We start from the raw sequence: 19,326 nt of genomic DNA on the forward strand, positions 1-19,326 counted from the left end.
TGAATTGCACTTATTGGGGCAGGGTGCAAAACTTTACTTCGTGACGGATAGTGCATTGACTGAAGGCGGCGGCCTGCGGGAGCGAAAACGCACGGCAACCAAACTCGCCATCATTACGGCTGCCCGCATCCTGACCGCCGAGCGCGGATTTTCCGGCTACACCGTTGAGGAACTCTGCGAGGAAGTGGGCATCTCCAGACGCACGTTCTTCAACTACTTCTCCGCCAAGGAAGACGCCGTCCTGGGTTCGCCCGCGGATGAGGTCCCCGCCGATTTGGCCGAAGAGTTCATTGCCCGCGGAGCTGCCTCCGCCCCGGACGCCCTTTCGCCCACCCTGCTGTCCGACTTCGTCGATTTTGCCGCTGCCATGATGGACCGGATGGCGATGTCCCGGGACCAGATGGCCTCGTTGAAGCTGGCTGTGGCCGCCGAGCCGCGGCTCCTGGAAAAAGTACTGTACGGATCGCAGGAAGCCGAGAACACATTCGCCGTCATCCTCTCGGCGCGGGAAGGCCTGCCACCTGCGGATCCGCGGATCCAAGCCGCCCTGACGCTGTTCACCGCCCTGGCGCAGCGCGCCGGACCGGCCTTCTTCCACCCCGGCAACACCCGTCCCTACCGATCCATCCTCACTGAGGCCGTAAACGCCATGCACGAAGTGTTTACCGCCTCCTCTCCCCTGCCCCTTCCCTCTGCCAAGGACTCTTCATGACCGCCACCGCCACGCAGGGCTCCGAGCCGCTGCTGCTGACCCAGAAACGCATCTGGATCATTTTCTCCGCGCTGATCGCAGGCATGATGCTCGCGAGCCTCGACCAGACCATCGTGTCCACCGCCATGCCCACCATCGTGGGCGAGCTCGGCGGCGTCGAGCACCAGACCTGGATCACCACCGCCTACCTGCTGGCCACCACGATCGTGATGCCGATTTACGGCAAGTTCGGTGACGTGCTGGGCCGGCGCAACCTCTTCCTCTTCGCCATTGCCCTGTTCACGCTGGCTTCCGTCGGCTGCGCCTTTGCCACCGATTTCTGGGGCTTCGTGATCTTCCGCGCCATCCAGGGTCTGGGCGGCGGCGGTCTGATGATCCTGTCGCAGGCCATCATCGCCGACATTGTTCCGGCCAACGAGCGCGGCAAGTACCTCGGCCCGCTCGGCGGCATTTTCGGACTCTCCGCCGTTGCCGGTCCGCTGCTCGGCGGGTTCTTCGTGGACCACATGACCTGGCAGTGGGCGTTCTACATCAACATTCCGATCGGCATTATCGCCTTCGTGATCGCGTTCTTCACCCTGACCCTTCCGAGTAAGAAGGCCACCAAGCGCATCGACATTGGCGGCGTCGTACTGCTGTCCATTGCCACCACCTGCCTGATCTTCTTCACCGACTTTGGCGGCAGCGAGGACCACGGCTGGACGGATCCGCTGACCCTGGCCTTCGGTGCCGGCATGCTGCTTGCGGCCGTCCTCTTCGTGATGGTGGAAAAGCGGGTGGCTGACCCGATCATCCCGATGAGCCTGTTCAAGAACCCCATCTTCGTCAACAGCACCGCCATCGGCTTCACGCTGGGTATGGGAATGTTCGCGGCGCTGGCCTTCGTGCCGACGTTCCTGCAGATGTCCACCGGCACCTCAGCTGCCGTATCCGGGCTGCTGATGCTGCCGATGATGGTGGGCATGATGGGCACCTCGATCTATTCCGGCCTGGCCATTACCAAGCACGGCACCTATAAGAAGTACCCGATCATCGGTGCCTCGCTGGTCATCCTGGCCATGCTGTGGATGACCACGCTCTCCGCGGACACCCCGGTCTGGGTCATCTGCTCGCAGCTGTTCGTCTTCGGCGCCGGGCTCGGCTACATCATGCAGGTGGTGGTCCTGGTGGTGCAGAACTCCGTGCCGGTGGACCAGATCGGCACGGCCACCTCCAGCAACAACTACTTCCGCGAGGTCGGCGCATCGCTGGGCGTGGCCATCTTCGGCGCGATGTTCACCTCCCGGCTCTCCGAGAACCTGATGGAGGTCTTCACCAGGGCCGGGTTCGATCCGTCCGCCGCCGGCGAGGCCACCGCCACCCTGCAGCCGGCTGTGATGAACGACCTGCCGGAACCGGTCCGGGACGGGATCGTCACCGCCTATGCCGACTCCCTGGCACCGGTGTTCTGGTACCTCATTCCGTTCCTCGTCCTAGCCCTGGTCCTGGCCCTCTTCCTGAAGCAGATCCCGCTCTCCGACGTCGCCGGCATGGTGGCCCGCGGTGAAGCCGTGGGCGGGGCCGACGCCGACCGGCTGGAAGCCGAACGCCTCGCTGCCCTGCAGGGACGTTCCGCGGCCGGAGAAACCGGCGGCCCGGCACAGGACACGGCGCAGGAGGATTCGGCTACGGACTCGGCTACGGACTCGGGGCCGCGCCGGCCCGACGCCGGCTGATTCCATCGGAGCCGTGCCGTAGTACTGCAGTGCGGCTTCGCCCCGTCGGGCCGCCTTTTCGAGGATCGAGTGACGCATTGATGCGGCTTTGCCCCGCCGAGTGACGAGACGATGCCGCTTCCAGGCGGCCAATCCCCCACGAGCTCTACTCCCGATGCGGCGTTCCTCCACGAGCCCTACACTCGATGCGGCGTTCCGGCAAGAGCTCCACTCTCGGCGGGGCTGCTCAGCGCTGGAAGGCCGGCACGCCGTCGGCCGTCAGCGCCAGGTTCAGCAGCAGGGCGTGCCGTTCACTCAGCGGCGGCAGCCGGTCGAGCCCGAACCAGCCGGCGTCGGAGGACTCGTCGTCGTTCACCCGGGCACTGCCGCTCACATACCGGCAGCTGAACGCCACGTTGAGGAAGGAGCACTGGTCCTGGTTTGGAAACGTGACGGGACCGTGGGAGCCAACGTGGATGAGGTGTTCGATTTCGGCCCGCACACCGGTCTCTTCCTCGACTTCGCGCAGGGTTCCGGCGGCCGGTTCCTCGCCCGGTTCCAGCATCCCGGTGATCAGGGTCCAGCGGCCGTTGTCGGTGCGCCGCACCAGCAGCACCTGCCGGTCGTCATTGAGGACAACCCCGGTGATACCCGGCAGCCACAACAGGTCATGGCCGATCTTTTCGCGCAGTGACAGGACAAAGTCGGGGGTTGGCATGGTTCTACTGTAGGCCAGGCAGCACCATCGCCAGGGCGGCGCCGCCCAGCATGAACGGGCCAAAAGCGATGGCCGTCTTGGCGGTTCCGCGCCGGGACACGATCAGCCACAGGCCCCACACACCGCCCAGGAGGAACGCGGCGAACGTTCCGGCCAGGACATGCGGCCAGCCAATGAAACCCAGGTACAGGCCCAGCACCCCGGCCAGTTTCACGTCCCCGTATCCGAGCCCCGAGGGGCTGCCAAAGCGCAGCAGGAAGTAGGCTCCCCAAAGCACGACGCCGGCCAGCACCATCGCGGGGATCCTCCCGGCGTCGTCCGCGGCGAGCGCGGCCGTGCCCAGCAGCAGCGCTGACACCGGATAAGCAGGCAGCACCAGCCGGTTCGGCAGCCGGTGCGTCGCCGCATCCACCGCGGCCAGCCGCACGGCGAACACCAGGAAGTAGACCGCGGCGCCGCAAAGCACCCAAAAGCCGCGCCGCCCAGTGACCGGTATTCCCCCAGGATCCCCACCATGGGACCACCGTACGCCACCTGCCGGTTCTTCCACCGCTGGCCGCTCAGCGGTGTGGATAACGCCGGATTAGCTGATGTGTCCCTCTTCCAGGAGCTCCGTCACCAGGGCGGCGATCGGCGAGCGCTCGGATCGGGTCAGCGTGATGTGCCCAAACAGCGGATGCCCCTTCAGCGTTTCGACGACGGCGGCCACCCCGTCATGGCGTCCCACGCGCAGGTTGTCGCGCTGCGCGACGTCGTGGGTGAGGACCACCCGCGAGTTCTGGCCGATGCGGGACAGGACGGTCAGCAGCACGTTCTTTTCCAGCGACTGTGCCTCATCGACAATGACGAACGAGTCGTGCAGCGAGCGGCCGCGGATGTGCGTCAGGGGAAGGACCTCCAGCATGCCCCGGTCCAGGACTTCCTCCAGCACTTCCTTGGAGACAAGGGCTTCCAGCGTGTCGAAGACCGCCTGCCCCCACGGCCCCATCTTCTCCGCCTCCGTGCCCGGCAGGTACCCCAGTTCCTGGCCGCCGACGGCGTAGAGCGGGCGGAACACCACCACCCTGCGGTGCTCACGGCGCTCCAGCACCGCTTCCAGCCCCGCGCACAGGGCCAGCGCCGACTTGCCGGTGCCCGCCCTGCCGCCCAGCGAAACGATGCCGACGCCGGAATCCATCAGCAGGTCGATGGCGAGGCGCTGTTCGGCGGAGCGTCCGTGCAGCCCGAACACATCGCGGTCGCCGCGCACCAGGCGCACCTGCTTGTCCGGCCCCACGCGCCCCAGCGCGGACCCGCGGCTGGACAGCAGGACAACGCCGGTGTTCACCGGCTGCTCAGCGGCCGCGGAAATGAACACCGGACGGTGCTCATAGAGCGCATCGACGTCGTCATCGGCAACGTCAAGTTCAACGACGCCGGTCCAGCCGCTGTCACGGACGAGGTCGCTGCGGTATTCATCGGCGTTCAGGCCCACGGCGGACGCTTTCACCCGCATCGGCAGGTCCTTGGACACCAGGGTGATGCTCCTCCCTCGTCCGCCAGGCTCCGGGCCACGGCCAGGATCCGGCTGTCATTGTCGGTGCCGCGGATGCCGGCGGGAAGGACGTCGACCGATATGTGGTTCAGTTCCACCCGCAGGGTGCCGCCGGATTCGCCGAGGGGAACGGGGGCGCTGAGCCCCCCGTGCTTAATCCGCAGGTCATCGAGCAGGCGCAGGGCGGCGCGGGCAAAGTACCCCAGCTCCGGATCGTGGCGCTTTTTCTCGAGTTCGGTGATGACCACCAGCGGGACGATGACCTCGTGTTCGGCAAACCGCAGGACCGCTTTCGGATCCGAGAGCAGGACCGAGGTGTCCAGCACATAGGTTTCGGGGCGTCCGGCGGCGTCCGGCGCTGCGGGTGCCCGACCGGCGCCGGAAGAGGTTCGCGGGGAGGAAGGGATGGCCACGGGAACTCCAGTCAGGGGCGGTGCCCCGAATAGCGGGTCGCTGATCAATAGCACCAAGGTACGCCGGTGCGCCCCGCGCCGCAGCAGGACACGGTCCTGTTTCTGCCGTTCACCGCGAGTTTGCCGCCCGTTCGGGCGGCCGGTCAGGCCAGCGGAACAGAGAGGATCCGGAACGGGAATTCAGGATCCGAAGCGGCGCTGCCGGCTGCCGTAATCGCGCAGGGCACGCAGGAAGTCCACGCGGCGGAAGTCGGGCCAGAGCGCTTCACAGAAGTAAAACTCGCTGTACGCGCTTTGCCACATCAGGAAACCGGAGAGCCGCTGCTCACCGGAAGTGCGGATTACCAGCTCCGGGTCCGGCTGGCCGCGCGTGTACAGGTACTCGGAAATCTGTGTGTCACACAGCTCTTCGGTGATCTCCGGGATGGATTTGCCGTGCGCGGCGGCGTCGTTCAGGAGTTCCTTGACGGCGTCGACGATCTCCCGCCTGCCGCCGTAGCCGATGGCCACATTCACGTGCAGTCCGTTGGCATTGCCGGTGGAGGTGCCCAGTGCGCTGAGCTTGCCGGCTAGGTTGGGCGGCAAGATGTCCAGGGCGCCGACGGCGTTGACCCGGATGTCGCCCTTTTCGCCGAGCCGGTCCAGGGTGTTGCCAATGATGTCCAGCAACGGATCCAGCTCGTCTGCGTCCCGGTTCAGGTTGTCGGTCGAGAGCATGTACAGCGTGACCCGCCGCACACCGAGTTCCTGGCACCAGCCCAGGAACTCCAGGATCTTGTCCGCGCCGGCCTGGTGCCCGTCGCTGGTGGGCGCGCCGGCCAGTTTCGCCCAGCGGCGGTTCCCGTCCACCATGACGCCGATGTGCCCGGGGATGCGGTCTCGGGCCAGGCTGCGGCGCAGCCTGCGCTCGTAGTAGGCATACACAACGCCCGGAAACCTCATGCGGAGCCGCACCTGCCTTGTCCTGTGTACTGAAGAACGTCTCCGCGGGCGGGAGGCGCACTAAAAAGTGTATTCCCAAAAAGCGGCCCGTACTTCCCGGCCGTGCCGGTGCGGCGGAAACGGTAAGTTACCGAACAGTAACTTACCGGAACGTAGTCTAGGATTTTCCCATGGCATCTTCATCGTCCTCAGCTCCCCCGAGCGCGATCCCAGCTCCCGCAGCACGCCCGGTCCGGTGGAATCCGCCGTCGAGCAGGTAGCTGACATCCTGGACATCAAACCGAGGATGCGCGGCTGGCTGCATGCCGGCGCCACGCCGTTTGCCCTTGCCGCCGGAATCGTCCTGGTCGTCCTGGCTCCCACGACCGGCACCCGAATCGCGTCCGCCGTCTACGCGTTCACGGGAGTACTGCTTTTCGGCGTTTCCGCGGTGTACCACCGCGGAAACTGGTCCCCAAAGGTCAAGACGGTCCTCAAGCGGCTGGACCACACCAACATCATGCTGGTGATTGCCGGCTCCTACACCCCCTTGCCTGGTCGCTGTTGCCGCCGGACAAGGCCAGGGTCCTGCTCTGGTTCATTTGGGGCGGTGCGGTTGCCGGCGTCCTTTTCCGGCTTCTGTGGCTGCACGCCCCCCGCTGGCTCTATACGCCCGTCTACATTGCGCTGGGCCTGGCCGCCCTGGTCTACATTCCGGACTTCTTCAGCATCAATCCGACCGCGGCCGTCCTCGTCTGCCTGGGCGGGGCTCTGTACATTGCCGGTGCCGTGATCTATGCCCTGAAGAAGCCAAACCCGTCCCTGGCCTGGTTTGGCTTTCACGAGATTTTCCACGCCTTCACGCTGGCGGGCTTCGCCTGCCACTACGTTGCCATTCTGCTGGCGGTGCTCTCGGCCGGAACCTCCTAGGCGCCCCGGCGCTGGGCTCAGCCTTCGCGGAGCAGCGCCGTCAACTCCTCCGCCGTGCTGACCGGCCGCCGGCACACCATGCCCCGGCACAGATAGGCCGTTGCGGGTCCGGTTCCCGGACCGCGGCCTTCCAGCAGCGGCACCCGGGTCGCGCCGCCGGCTCCGTCCGCTCCCCGCCGCCGGCAGCCGACACCCGGGACGCGACCACCAGGGCCGGTCCGCCGGCGTCGCGCGCCGCGCGCAGCAGGTCCTCCACGGCCTCGGCGTCGGTGCCTGTCACGGCGAGTTCCTGCGGCCCGTCCAGCAGGATCTGCAGCACGGACATCGCCCAGCCGGCGGCCTGCGGCGCCCGCGGAGCCACCACGCGGACGTGGGCAAGCAGCGACTGCGCCAGGGCGCGGTGGCGCAGGGAGCCTGAATACGCGGAATACGTCAGCAGCACGCCGGCGAACAGGGCGGCGCCGCTGGGGGTGGGACCGTCCAGCGGATCAGCGGCAGCCTGTGCGCCCTGGGCGTTGGCCAGCTGGTTCGGGCGGATGGCGGTGTCCTGCAGCACGTCCCCCACGAGGAAACGGCCTTCCGCGGCCAGGACCAGCGACTCGGCCGCCGCATACCATTGCTCGTCGCCGCTGGCCGCATAGAGGGCAAAGAGGCCCTCGGCAACGGCGGCGTAGTCCTCCAGCAGGCCTTCGATGCCCTGCCCGCGGCCGCCGTGGGAGACCCGCAGCAGCGTGGGTCCCGTGCGGTGCACGTTCAGCAGGTAGGCGGCGGCCTCTTCGGCTGCGTTCCGCACGCGCTCCGCTGCGGCATGCCCGCCGGCATCGGCCAGCACGACGGCGGCGCGGGCCAGGGCTGCCACGGCCAGTCCGTTCCAGCCCGCAACGACCTTATCGTCGCGCTCCGGCTGCGGACGCCGGTTGCGGGCAGCCAGCAGGGCCGGGCGGCAGCCCAGCCACAGGTCCTCTTCGCCGGCAGTCAGCCGGCGGCCGAAGTGCAGGGTGCTGCCGGTGCCGCCGTCGGGGCCCGGCTTTCCGCCGTGGGCTGCCATGTGACCCGATTCCAGGTCCAGCAGCCCGGACACGGCGCCGGCAGCATCCGGCCCGAGGGCCTCCGCGAGTTCCGCCTCGGTCCAGACGTAGGTGCCGCCCTCCACCCGGTGGCCGTCCATCACGGTGTCGGCGTCCAGGGAGGACGCGAAACCGCCGCCCTCCACCTGCAGCCGGCCGATCAGCCAGTCCGCAGTTTCGCGGGTGACGCGCAGGGCCAGCCGGCGGTCATCCGGGTCCCGGGCCGTCCGCGCCCACTGCGCGTACAGCGCCAGCAGCTGCGCGTTGTCGTAGAGCATCTTCTCGAAATGCGGAACCGCCCAGCGGCGGTCCACGGTGTATCGGGCAAAGCCGCCCTCGAGCTGGTCGTAGAGGGCGCTGCGGGCCATGGCGCCCAGCGTGCGGTCGGCCAGCGATGCCGCGTCGGCGGCGGTTGTTGCCCCGCCGGCCGCGTGGGCCAGCAGGAACCGGAGCACGGTGGACGGCGGGAACTTGGGTGCGCCGCCGAAACCGCCGAATTCCCGGTCTTCAAGGTTCTCCAGCGCCTCAACCGCGGCCGACAGCGTCCGGGCGTTCTCCTCTGCTGCCGCAGCGTCGTCCGCGGTGTCCAGTGCGCCCGGTGCGCCGCCGCCGGCAGCGCGGACCGGACCGAGCAGCCGCCGGTTGCCCTGCTGTCCGGAGGCCAGGTGGGCGGCGAGCTGCGCGGCGCTCTGTTCGACCTCCTCCGGACGGTCCCGCCATGCCGCCGAGACAGCTTCCAGGACGTCACGGAAGGAAGGCATGCCCTGGACCGGGCGCGGCGGGAAATAAGTGCCCGCATAAAAGGTCCGGCCGTCCGGAAGGGTGAAGACACTCATGGGCCATCCGCCCTGGCCGGTCATCGCCTGGGTGGCTGCCATGTAGACCGCATCGACGTCGGGGCGTTCCTCACGGTCCACCTTGACGGAGACAAAATGTTCGTTCAGATACGCAGCCGTAGCCGCATCCTCAAAGGATTCGTGCGCCATGACATGGCACCAGTGGCACGCGGCATACCCCACCGACACGAACACCGGCACATTGCGCCGGCGTGCCTCGGCAAAGGGCTCGTCCCCGAACGGCCACCAGTCGACCGGATTGCCGGCATGCTGGCGCAGGTAGGCGGAAGCCTCGTTGCGGAGCCGGCCGGCCACGACGCGCTCCTAGCGCCCGGTGCCGGGGTGTCCGGCGTCGTTCCCGGCCGGTGCCGGGGCGGGAGCTGCCGGGGCGGCGTCGTTCCCCGCAGCTTGTGCCGGCGCGGCGGAACTGCCGGCGGCGGAATCCCTGGCGGCGAGGTCCTCCGTGCTGGGAATGAACACGTCGCTCCCCACCCCGGTCAGCGCCTGTTCACGGTAGCGGACCCGGCGGATGCGCTTGACCATGTCGCGAATGAGCAGCACGATCATCACCACCAGGAAGAAGGTGGCGAGGAACCCCAGCAACCCGGGGGTTACATCCTCGATTCTGAGGCCGGATTTCAACTCGCCGTCATCGGGGCCGCCGGGGTTCACGAGCTGGGGCAGGCTGTACAGGAAGTTCACTAGGGTTCTCTCTCTTGGAAGCAGGCGGCTTTACGCCGTCCCTGCCCTCTATCGTATGCCAGCAAACAGGTCGGTTTCAGGGAGCTCCGTCTGAACCCGTGACATGATCAGCGAATAGTCTTCCCACGGCCAGATTTTCCGCTGCGTGTCAGCGTCGACGGCGAAAAAGAAGCCGTCCGGATCGACCTGGGTGCGGTGGCTTTTCAGTGCCCGGTCCCGTGCCTCGAAGAAATCCCCGCACTCGATTTGCGTGGTGGTCGGATGGGTTGGCGCCGGCGGCTGGTGGCCCTCCGTGTCCGCCTCCTGCCATGCGGCGATGCGCTCGGCGTAGGGCGACGCCACGCCGGCGTCCACAAGTGCGTGGTGCAGGGCAGTGAACCGCTCCGGGTTGAATGCCCGGTCGTAGTAGAGCTTCTGCGGCTCCCAGGCGGCGCCGGTGCCGGGGTACTGTTCCGGGTCTCCGGCGGCGTTGAACGCCTCCACGGCCACCTTGTGGGCCATGATGTGGTCCGGATGCGGATATCCGCCGTTTTCGTCATAGCTGACAATGACGTGCGGGCGGAACTCGCGCACCAGCTTCACCAGCGGCGCTGCGGCCACTTCCAGCGGTTCAAGGGCAAAGCATCCGGACGGCAAATCCGGCAGCGGATCGCCCTCAGGCAGCCCGGAGTCCATGAAGCCGAGCCAGCGGTGCCGCACTCCCAGCTCGCGCTGTGCGTTGGCCATCTCACGGCGCCGCAGACCCGCGAGATCCCGCTTCGCAGCGGCATTGGCTTCCATCGAAGGATTCAACACGCTTCCGCGCTCACCCCCGGTGCAGGTGGCAACCATCACCTCGACGCCCTGTGCCGCGTAGAAGGCCATCATCGCTGCGCCCTTGCTGGCCTCGTCGTCAGGGTGTGCGTGGACGGCGAGCAGCCGCAGCGGGGCCTGGCGGCTGGAAATTTCGTTTGGCGCGGTCGACACGGGCAACTCCTGATGGGTCGGCGGATTCTTGGACGGTCAAACTCGGATAAAATGAAGAAGTGAGCACTGAGGAAGGTCCTGTTAAGCAGCCAGCCCCCGAGCAGACCCCGGATGGTTTTACGTCCGCAACAAGATTAGCCAATCGATACGGCACCCCCAAGCCGGGCCTGTCCCGCCGGAGCAAGATCATCATGGGCAGCGCCGCGGTGCTGGTCGGCTGCGCCGGAGCGGCGTGGATCGCCGCTCCCTCGCCCGAGGGTGAAGTGACTTTCAAGGATGTCGGCTTCACCATCCCCGATGCCGGTCAGGCCACTGTCGACTTTCAGCTCACCAAGGATACGGACGCCACGGTGACCTGTGCGGTGCAGGTCCTGAACGATTCCTACGCCGTGGTCGGCTGGAAGCAGGTCACCGTCGGACCGGCCGAGGAAGCGACCACCGGCCAGCGCGTGATGCTCCGCACCGATTCCCTCGGCGTGACCGGCGGAGTCAATGCCTGCTGGCTGGCAGACGAAAGCTGACACCGGCGCCGGCTTTCGCCGCTTCCCGGGCCGGGTGCGTGGCCCGTGGCCCCGGGCCCGCGGATGATCTGTCCGCCCGGGTTCTTGGGTAAACGGGCTTGGCGAACTAGTATGGAGCCTACGTTATGCCCCGCCCAGGTGATCAGCATTGCAAGATCAGCACTGCAACCGGTCACCGCCCGGCGGGGTCTTTGCTTGTCAGGCCGTTCCGGCCCGCAGAGCAAATTCAGCCTGCCGAACCAGTCCATTTGGTTCGGTCGTCATTAAAAGGAGAGACCCGTGTCCACCAACAGCGCACCTGCCGCTTGGCTCACTCAGGAGTCTTACGACCGCCTGAAGGCAGAACTGGATCATCTGTCCGGTCCCGGCCGTACGGAAATCGTGGCCCGCATTGAGCAGGCCCGGTCCGAGGGTGATTTGAAGGAGAACGGCGGGTATCACGCAGCCAAGGAGGAGCAGGGCAAGGCCGAGGCGCGCATCCGCCAACTGACCCACCTGCTGCAGACCGCCCATGTGGGCGAGGCCCCGGCGGACGACGGCGTAGTGGAGCCCGGCATGCTGGTCGAAGCTCTGATTGCCGGCGACCCCGAGACATTCCTGCTCGGAAGCCGCGAGATTGCCGGCGACTCGGACATCGACGTCTACAGCGAGAAGTCTCCTCTCGGCGCTGCTATCCAGGGCATGAAGGCCGGCGACACAGCCGCTTACACGGCCCCGAACGGCAAGAGCATTTCGGTGGAGATCATTTCCGCCAAGCCGTACGCAGGCTGATCACCGCGCATCCGCCGTGCGCGGATCGTTCCGTTTTTCAGCTTCATGACGTCGTGCGTCACAGCGGGCCTTCCCACCGGGAGGGCCCGCTTTTGCTTGTGCGCCGGCTTGGGTTCCGCCGGCTGAGCAGCACCGCCGCCAGCACTCCCCCGGCAGCTCCGAAGAGGTGCGCCTGCCAGGAAACCCCGATCGAGACGGGCAGCACACCCCACAGCAGGGAGCCGTACACGAGGAACAGGGCGCCGCCAAGCAGCAGCTGGACGATATCCCGGTTATAGATGCCGCGGACCATCAGATAGGCAAAAAGACCGAAAACGACGCCGGAAATCCCCACTGTGAGGCCGCCGCCAAAGAGCCATACTCCGAGGCCCGAGGCCAGCCACGAGGCCGCCAGCACCACCAGGTAGCGCCGTATTCCCTCCAGCAGGGTCAGGAACGAGAACAGCACGAGCGGCAGCGTGTTTCCCAGCAAATGGTTAATGCCCGCATGCAGCAGCGGGCCGAAGAGGATGCCGTCCAGCCCGTCCACCCGCCGCGGCAGGATGCCCAGCTCGCGCAGCGCGGCCGGGCCGGCGAACATCGAGAGGAAATAGCACACCCAGATCAGGGCGGCCAGGCCGAGCGAAACGTACAGGGCCGTCCGGGCCCGCTTGGCAAGCACGGCCTATCCGTGCAGCACGATGGGCTGGAATCCGGAAGCCCGAAGGTTGTTCAAAACGTGTTCACAGTGTTCGTGCCCCTTGGTTTCCATGTTGATGGTGATCGCCACGTCGCCCATGCTGATCGATCCTCCGACGCGCGTGTGATCGACGCCGGTGACGTTGGCATCCGACTCGGCAATGATCCGGGAGATGGTGGCCAGGGACCCCGGGCGGTCGTCCAGCAGGATGCGCACCACCAGGTAGCGGCCGGCGGCAGCGAGGCCGCGCTGGATGACTTTCAGCATGAGCATGGGGTCGATGTTGCCGCCGGAGAGGACGACGGCGGTGGTGCCCGGATTCTCGATCTTGCCGTCCATCAGCGCCGCCACCCCTACCGCGCCGGCCGGTTCGACCACCATTTTGGACCGTTCCAGCAGGAAGATCAGGGCACGCGCCAGCGAGTCCTCGCTGACCGTGACGACGTCGTCCACCAGTTCCTTGATGATGGAGAACGGCAGCTGGCCCGGCCGGCCCACGGCGATGCCGTCCGCTATGGTGGACACCCTGGTCAGCGGCACCAGGGCATCAGCGGCGAGCGACGGCGGGTAGGCCGCGGCGTTTTCGGCCTGCACCCCGATGATCCGCACTTCCCGGCCGAGTTCCTTGGCCCGCGCCTTGACCGCCACGGCGACGCCGGCCAGGAGCCCGCCGCCGCCCACGCCCATGAGGACTGTGTCCAGCTGCGGGATCTGGTCCAGCAGTTCCAGGCCGATGGTCCCCTGCCCGGCCACCACGTCGACGTTGTCGAACGGATGCACGAACACGGCGCCCGTCTCGTTCGAATAGCGCTGGGCTTCGGCAAGGGCTTCGTCCACGTTGTGGCCGTGCAGCACAACCTCCGCTCCGTGGCCCTGCGTGGCGGTCAGTTTGGGCAGCGCCACTCCCAGGGGCATGAAGATCCGGGCCTTGATGCCCAGCCGGGCCGCCGCCACGGCCACGCCCTGCGCATGATTCCCGGCGGACGCCGCTACGACTCCGCGGCCGCGTTCCGACGGGGAGAGCTTGGCCATCCGGACGTAGGCCCCGCGAACCTTGAAGGAGCCGGCCCGCTGCAGGTTTTCACACTTCAAGTACACGTTGGAGCCGGTCAGCCGGCCCAGGGCCCGCGACTGCTCAATGGGCGTCAGGGCAATCACGCCGTCCAACAGCTTGGCGGCTGCCTCAACGTCGTCGAGGGTCACTGGCAGTTGGGAAAGGTCGGTCACGGTTATTTCTCGTCTTCTGTGGTGTCGTCCAACGTGTTATCGGCTTCAGCTGCTGCAGGCGGCGCTCCTCCGGCGGCGGCGAAGACGGGGTCCCGGGCCAGGGCGGGGTCCCGCTCCCAGCCCCTCGAGGCGATGTACCGCACGACCGTGTTCAGGATAGCCAGCAGCGGAACGGAGAACAGGGCGCCTGGAATGCCGGCGGCCAGCGTTCCGCCCGTGACGGCCAGGATCACGGCCAGCGGATGCAGGGCCACTGCCCGGCCCATGATGAGGGGCTGCAGGATGTGGGATTCCAGCTGCTGGACGAGGAGGACGATGCCCAGCATGATCAGGGCGTTCACCCAGCCGTTTGCCACGAGGGCAAGCAGCACGGCGACAAAACCGGTGACGACGGCTCCGATCAGCGGAACGAACGATCCCAGGAACACCAGGACCGCCAGTGGCAGGGCCAGGGGCACGCCGATAATGGCGGTCTCCGGCTCCGATGCCGACGGCATCGATGAAGGCGACCAGCAGCTGTACCCTGACGTAGTTCACCATGGAGTCCCAGCCGTGGATGCCGGCGCCGTAGCCGCCCGGCCGGGCGCGGCGGGGCAGCAGTCCCGCGGTGAAGCGCCAAATCCGGCGCCCGTCCAGCAGGAAAAACACGAGGGCAAAAAGGGTCAGCAGGACCCCGGCGGCGAAGTGCCCGGCACCGGTGCCAACGGAGAGCGCCCCGGACAGGATATTGGCGGAATTCTCCTGCAGGGTGGTGGTGGCTTCCTGCAGCAGCGAGTCCATCTGGGTGGTGGTGATGTGCAGCGGACCATCCGCCAGCCACGTTTGGACCTGCTCCACCCCGGCGAGGGTTTCGTCCCAGAGGTCCCGGAATCCCATGGCCAGCTGGCGTCCCACCAGGGTCAGGGCGGCAACGATCACGCCCAGGAACGTCACGATCGTGACGGCAACCGCCAGTCCCCCGGGCACCTTGTTCCGGCGCAGCCAGCTGGAAACGGGTGAAAGCAGTCCCGCCAGCAGGGCCGCGATCATCAGGGGGATGATCAGCAGCGAAAAATTGCGCAGCAGCCACACGATACCGGCGGCAACCACCAGCACGACGCCGAGCCGCCAGGCCCAGGCCGCGCTGACGCGCAGGGCGTACGGCACGTCGTCGTTCCCCCTGCCGGAACGGACAGCCGCAGCCTGCACCGCTTTGGGCGCGGCGATGCTGCGTGCGTGAGGTCTCATGGGCTCATCTTTCCACACTCAACGGGTGCGCTTCCCACCTTTACGCCGTGGTTCGGACCGGCGTCAGCCGGTGTGTTCGGGCCGGATTCCCCATTCCGCGGTAAACCGGTCCCCGGGTTCCAGCCACCGCAGTCCCTCCCCGGAATTGAAGGCATTGGCAGGAGCCGTCATTGGTTCCAGAGCGACCGCACGGGAGCGCCCGGGAAACTGGTCGGTCACGAAGACCTGGACGTAACCGAACTCGGGACTGCTCCAGAGCACGACGCCGTTTCCTTCCGGTGCCCGCAGGCGGTGCTGGAACGTGCCGGTTTCCGGGTCCGGGTGCAGGTCCGTGTAGGCGGCGTCCAAAGCCATCTTTCCGAGGCGGCGGCCGGCCCTCAGATCCCAGGGCCCGGCCGCCGGTTCGCTGCCCACGGGAATCATGCGCTCATCAGCGGTTAGCCGGGTGCTTCCGGCGACGGTGAGCGTGAGCTCTTCCGTTGGAACGGAGCCCACCCGAAGAAACGGATGCGCACCGAGCGCGAAGGGTGCCCGGTTCCCGCCCACATTGGTGAGGGTTTGCCGCACGCGGAGGCCGCCGTCGTCGTCCAGGCTGTAGGTGACTCCGTGGACGAGGTGAAACGGATACCCGTGCTGCGGGAAGATCTCGGCCGCCAGGGAAACCCGGCTGGCGGCCGGGCCGCTGCCGGCGGCCCCTGCCTCAGCCTGCCGGTATCCGGTGTTCCGCAGCAGACCGTGGCTGGCATTGCCGCGGGACGGTTCGGTGATGTCCAGCTGCTGCGTGCGCCCGTCGAGCGTCCATTTTCCGCCGGCCACGCGGTTGGGCCACGGCGCCAGCAGAATGCCGCAGGCCGAGGGCGGCAGCTCATCGTCCGGGTAGGTTTCCACGAACCCGGTCCCGTTTAGGGAGTAGCTCCGCAGGGCACCGGCCAGGGCGGCGATCTGCGCTTCCGCGGGGCCGCCGGGGGTGCTGCGGCTGATCCGGAACTGGGCGCCGGTGGCGGGGGCAGCCGGCGAGACCGGCCCGGATGTCGTCATTGTTCCAGCCTACCGCCGCCTACTCCTCAAAGTGAGTGCTCACCCGGTCCGAGACCACGGCGACCACCCCTGCCGCCACCTCACGAACCTTGACGTTGCGGCTGTTGGACACACTGCGCAGGATTTCGACTGCGCTCTGCTGGCTGCAGTTGTTCTGCGCCATGATAATTCCGGCCGCCAAATCCACGACGGTCCTCGACTCGAGGGCGGCCTGCAGGTTTCGGGCCCGGTGCGTCTGCGCGTCCAGCCGCAGCGCCAGTGCCAGTGGAGCCGCCAGTGCCGCCGCAGCGGATGCCACCGCGTGCATCCCCCGGGACCGAACGCCCCTGCGCTGGAGGAGTAACAGGTGAGCACGGCATCAGCCGGGTCCGCCGGCGGCACCGGAACCGGCACCGCCGCAGCGGCGGCCACGCCCTGTCCGTTCAATCCATCCCAGTACCTGGACGGGGTTCCCGGCAGGCCGGGACTCCGGACCACCGCCGGCGCCCGTTTCCCAGGACAAGCCGGGCCGGGTCTTCCGCATGCAGATCCTGCTGCAGGTCCGTAAAGCCGGGAGTACTGGCCACCACCAAGGGCCGGCGCCGCGGCCGCACCACCATCAAGGATGCGGCCGACACGTGCGAACGGCCCAGCCGTTCCGCTAACAGGACGGCGAGTGAGGCCAAAAATCTTCCAGGTCCGGAGTCTCCAGCAGCAGCTCCTGAATCCGGACGGGCAGCAGGACGGTTTCCGCCGGCTGATCCATACCGTGTATCCCCTTCCCGCAGGCATTCCGGTCCGGTTCCCCCTGCAGCTATGGCAGCGGACCCCTGTCCGTCCGGATCCTACGGTTCGACTCCCCGGATGCACAGGGTGTTCGGGCTGCTGCACGGCCATCCGTCCCGAACCGTAAGCCGGCGTTAACGGCAAAAGAGGCCGGCAGGCGCGATGCCTGCCGACCTCTGTACAGTTCCACGGCGAACCGGGAACCTTTCAGAAGCTAGTCGTCGCCGCGGAGAATGGCGAGGATGCGGAGAATTTCCACGTACAGCCAGACCAGCGTGACGGTGAGGCCAAAGGCCGCGGTCCAGGAGTAGCGCTGCGGAGCCCCGGCCTTGACGCCCTGCTCGATGGATGTGAAGTCCATGATCAGGGAGAAAGCGGCCAGGCCAACTGCCAGGAGCCCGATCAGAACACCCAGCGGGATCCCCATAATCGTCACCGAGTCACGGACACCGAACATGCTGTCGGTGGCGCCAAAGATCATCAGGCCCACGTTGACCAGCGAGAACACGGCGTAGCCGATCATGGCAATCATGAAGAACCGCATGGCCTTGGGCGTTGCACGGACCTTGCCGCTGCGGAACAGGACCAGTGTTACGGCAAAGACGGACAGCGTGCCCAGCACGGCCTGCAGACCGATGCCCGGGTAGAGGTTGTCCAGTACCAGGGTCAGGCCGCCCAGGAACATTCCCTCGAGCGCAGCGTAGGCCAGGATCAGCGCGGGAGCGGGCTCGCGCTTGAAAGAGTTGACGAGGCCGAGAACGAAACCACCCAGGGCACCGACAATCATCAGCGGCGCCGCGGCGCCCGGGATCAGGATCATCGGAACGGCTGCACCGACCAGCACGACTGCCAGGCAGGCGAGGGTCTTCATGATGACGTCGTCATACGTCATCCGGCCGGTCATCGCCGGACCGGCGGAGGGAGCTGTGTACAGCTCCTGCAGCTGCTGGGGGGTCATCGACGTCTGGTCCTGGGTGGCCAGGGATCCCTGGTTCACCTGCCCGCCGCGAACCTGGGAGTTGAAATTCTTGCTGTTAAAGACCGGATTACCACCGATTGCCATTAAATGTCCTCCATCTGGGGGCCTGTTTACCTAGAGCCTACCAATGACAACGGACAACAGGGCAGGGAGATTCCCGGGCGGGACTTGTAGCGGGTAACAGTTTGGCATAGCGTGCCCCTCCCGCCCGCCTACGCTGGCGAAGCAAGTCGTTACCTGATCGCGACATCCCGCCATGGAAAATGGCCACTGCCTGAAACATTCAGTGGGTAGCATGATCCCCATTCGGTGACACGAGTCACATTTGATCCGCTAAAGGTCCGATTTTTCTCCGACATCATCTTGATCAGCGTGGACTTGCCGGCGCCGTTTTCGCCCAGGAGCACCTGGACCTTCCCCGGCCGCACGTTCACGGTGACGCCGTCGATCACCGTCACCGGGCCGAAGGACTTGGTGACGCCCTCGAGCGTCAGGATGGGAGTCTCGCTCATGCTGGGTTACCTCCTGGAAGGGACGGGGTGGAGCCGCGGACGATGAGCCTGCTCGGGAGCACCACGGATTCGGGTGATTCACCGGCGATTTCCGCAATCAGCAGGTCCACGGCCAGCCGTCCCATGGCGTGGACATCGTGGGCAATAACCGTCAGCGCCGGGTTGAGCAGCGTGAAGGCTTCAATGTCGTCATAGGCAACAAACGCGATGTCGGTGCCGATGGCCAGGCCGCGCTCGTTGCAGACACCCACGGCTCCGATGCTCATCAGGCTGTCGGCGGCAAGCAGCGCGGTGGGCGGCACAGGAAGGTCCAGCAGCTGCCGCGCCCCGGCAGCGCCGCTGGCGGACTGGAAGTCGCCAAGGAAGACAAGGTCGGCGTCATCGTCAGCGCCGGTTTCGGCAACGGCCGCGCGGAAGGACTGCAGCCGCTCGCGGCCGGTGGACGTGGACTGCGGACCGGCGATGTAGCCGATGCGCCGGTGGCCCCCGGCGGTGAGATGGCGGACGGCGTCCGCAATTCCGCCGGCGTTGTCGGCCGTAACGCCGGGGACGGCGGCGCCGTCGACGACGCGGTCCACGAACACCGTGGGCACTTCGCCGGCCAGGAGACCCACCAGGCTGCGGGCCTCGCCCTGCGGCGCGGCGATCAGGCCGTCCACGCGCTGGGAGAGCATGACGTCGAGGTATCGTTCCTGCTGATCCTGGCTTTCGTTCGCATTTCCGAAAAGCGTCAGGTACCCGAATTCGCTGGCACGCTGTTCAACGGCATGGGCGAGGTCTGCAAAGAAGGGGTTGCGGATGTCGGGCAGCAGCAGGCCGATGGTCTGGGTGCTGGTCTTGCGCAGCGAACGGGCCTGGGCGTTGGGCCGGAAGCCGAGCTCAGCGGCAGCCTCGCGGACCGCTTTGCGGGCGTCTTCGGAGGTCGCGGAGTGTCCGGAGAGCACCCGCGATGCCGTGGCTGCCGAGACGCCGGCCTTCTTCGCCACGTCCTTGATCGTCGTTGACCGCACTCTGCTCCCTACACCGTTGTGGAATCGATTCCATGGAATCGATTCCAAGTATGGGGCAGATCATGCTGTGGCGTCAAACACGGCCGGGGCGGGCCGCGGACAAC

General features: G+C 67.0%; 17 protein-coding genes and 3 pseudogenes. 5 read left to right on the top strand and 15 right to left on the bottom strand.

Features of this window, described 5'->3' with window-relative positions:
• Positions 1-55 precede the first annotated feature (55 nt).
• Positions 56-712 (top strand): TetR/AcrR family transcriptional regulator, encoded by a 657-nt coding sequence (locus OL239_RS15350; protein ID WP_268909636.1) that lies wholly within the window; start codon positions 56-58, stop codon positions 710-712.
• Positions 709-2,427 (top strand): MDR family MFS transporter, encoded by a 1,719-nt coding sequence (locus OL239_RS15355; protein WP_268909637.1) that lies wholly within the window; start codon positions 709-711, stop codon positions 2,425-2,427. The genes OL239_RS15350 and OL239_RS15355 overlap by 4 nt, the downstream gene beginning before the upstream one ends.
• Positions 2,428-2,653: 226 nt before the next feature.
• Here OL239_RS15355 and OL239_RS15360 read toward each other — a convergent pair whose 3' ends face one another.
• From OL239_RS15360 to OL239_RS15375, 4 genes and pseudogenes are all read right to left on the bottom strand, one after another.
• Entirely contained in the window at positions 2,654-3,124 is a 471-nt protein-coding gene (locus OL239_RS15360) for an NUDIX hydrolase (protein WP_268909638.1), read from the bottom strand.
• A 4-nt stretch (positions 3,125-3,128) separates the two neighbouring features.
• Positions 3,129-3,590, bottom strand: coding sequence for a prepilin peptidase (locus OL239_RS15365; protein WP_268909639.1), 462 nt, complete (start codon positions 3,588-3,590; stop codon positions 3,129-3,131).
• 117 nt (positions 3,591-3,707) lie between these two features.
• Positions 3,708-5,065 (bottom strand): annotated as a pseudogene (locus tag OL239_RS15370) (PhoH family protein).
• 186 nt (positions 5,066-5,251) lie between these two features.
• Positions 5,252-6,013 carry an isoprenyl transferase gene (locus OL239_RS15375; protein ID WP_268909640.1) on the bottom strand — a complete coding sequence of 254 codons (762 nt, stop codon included), beginning with the start codon at positions 6,011-6,013 and terminating at the stop codon, positions 5,252-5,254.
• Between the two features lie 286 nt (positions 6,014-6,299).
• Here OL239_RS15375 and trhA point away from each other — a divergent pair.
• Positions 6,300-6,922 (top strand): annotated as a pseudogene (gene trhA, locus OL239_RS15380) (PAQR family membrane homeostasis protein TrhA).
• Between the two features lie 40 nt (positions 6,923-6,962).
• On the opposite strand, the gene OL239_RS15385 reads toward trhA, so the two are convergent.
• The 3 genes from OL239_RS15385 to mca are packed head-to-tail and all read right to left on the bottom strand — an operon-like array spanning position 6,963 to position 10,493.
• Positions 6,963-9,140 (bottom strand): thioredoxin domain-containing protein, encoded by a 2,178-nt coding sequence (locus OL239_RS15385; RefSeq protein ID WP_268909641.1) that lies wholly within the window; start codon positions 9,138-9,140, stop codon positions 6,963-6,965.
• Positions 9,141-9,149: 9 nt separating this feature from the next.
• Positions 9,150-9,527, bottom strand: a complete 378-nt coding sequence (locus tag OL239_RS15390) for a hypothetical protein (RefSeq protein WP_268909642.1) — start codon at positions 9,525-9,527, stop codon at positions 9,150-9,152.
• 48 nt (positions 9,528-9,575) lie between these two features.
• Entirely contained in the window at positions 9,576-10,493 is a 918-nt protein-coding gene (gene mca / locus OL239_RS15395) for a mycothiol conjugate amidase Mca (protein WP_268909643.1), read from the bottom strand.
• 59 nt (positions 10,494-10,552) lie between these two features.
• On the opposite strand from mca, the gene OL239_RS15400 reads away from it, so the two are divergent.
• Positions 10,553-11,014 (top strand): DUF4307 domain-containing protein, encoded by a 462-nt coding sequence (locus tag OL239_RS15400; RefSeq protein WP_268909644.1) that lies wholly within the window; start codon positions 10,553-10,555, stop codon positions 11,012-11,014.
• Between the two features lie 279 nt (positions 11,015-11,293).
• Positions 11,294-11,785, top strand: coding sequence for a transcription elongation factor GreA (greA, locus tag OL239_RS15405; RefSeq protein ID WP_268909645.1), 492 nt, complete (start codon positions 11,294-11,296; stop codon positions 11,783-11,785).
• A 58-nt stretch (positions 11,786-11,843) separates the two neighbouring features.
• Here greA and OL239_RS15410 read toward each other — a convergent pair whose 3' ends face one another.
• From OL239_RS15410 to OL239_RS15445, 8 genes and pseudogenes are all read right to left on the bottom strand, one after another.
• Positions 11,844-12,446 carry a rhomboid family intramembrane serine protease gene (locus tag OL239_RS15410; protein WP_268909646.1) on the bottom strand — a complete coding sequence of 201 codons (603 nt, stop codon included), beginning with the start codon at positions 12,444-12,446 and terminating at the stop codon, positions 11,844-11,846.
• Positions 12,447-12,449: 3 nt separating this feature from the next.
• Positions 12,450-13,691: a threonine ammonia-lyase gene (gene ilvA, locus OL239_RS15415; RefSeq protein WP_268909647.1), complete on the bottom strand. Its 1,242-nt coding sequence runs from the start codon at positions 13,689-13,691 to the stop codon at positions 12,450-12,452.
• A gap of 2 nt (positions 13,692-13,693) precedes the next feature.
• Positions 13,694-14,918 (bottom strand): annotated as a pseudogene (locus OL239_RS15420) (AI-2E family transporter).
• Between the two features lie 63 nt (positions 14,919-14,981).
• Entirely contained in the window at positions 14,982-15,956 is a 975-nt protein-coding gene (locus OL239_RS15425) for an aldose 1-epimerase family protein (RefSeq protein WP_268909648.1), read from the bottom strand.
• A gap of 19 nt (positions 15,957-15,975) precedes the next feature.
• Positions 15,976-16,254, bottom strand: a complete 279-nt coding sequence (locus OL239_RS15430; protein ID WP_268909649.1) for an ANTAR domain-containing protein — start codon at positions 16,252-16,254, stop codon at positions 15,976-15,978.
• 681 nt (positions 16,255-16,935) lie between these two features.
• Entirely contained in the window at positions 16,936-17,784 is an 849-nt protein-coding gene (locus OL239_RS15435) for a Bax inhibitor-1/YccA family protein (protein ID WP_268909650.1), read from the bottom strand.
• A 149-nt stretch (positions 17,785-17,933) separates the two neighbouring features.
• Positions 17,934-18,212 carry an ATP-binding cassette domain-containing protein gene (locus tag OL239_RS15440; protein ID WP_268909651.1) on the bottom strand — a complete coding sequence of 93 codons (279 nt, stop codon included), beginning with the start codon at positions 18,210-18,212 and terminating at the stop codon, positions 17,934-17,936.
• Positions 18,209-19,222 (bottom strand): LacI family DNA-binding transcriptional regulator, encoded by a 1,014-nt coding sequence (locus OL239_RS15445; RefSeq protein ID WP_268909652.1) that lies wholly within the window; start codon positions 19,220-19,222, stop codon positions 18,209-18,211. The genes OL239_RS15440 and OL239_RS15445 overlap by 4 nt, the downstream gene beginning before the upstream one ends.
• Positions 19,223-19,326 lie beyond the last annotated feature (104 nt).

It is taken from the genome of Arthrobacter sp. ATA002 (assembly GCF_026898095.1).
GTDB lineage: Bacteria > Actinomycetota > Actinomycetes > Actinomycetales > Micrococcaceae > Arthrobacter_B.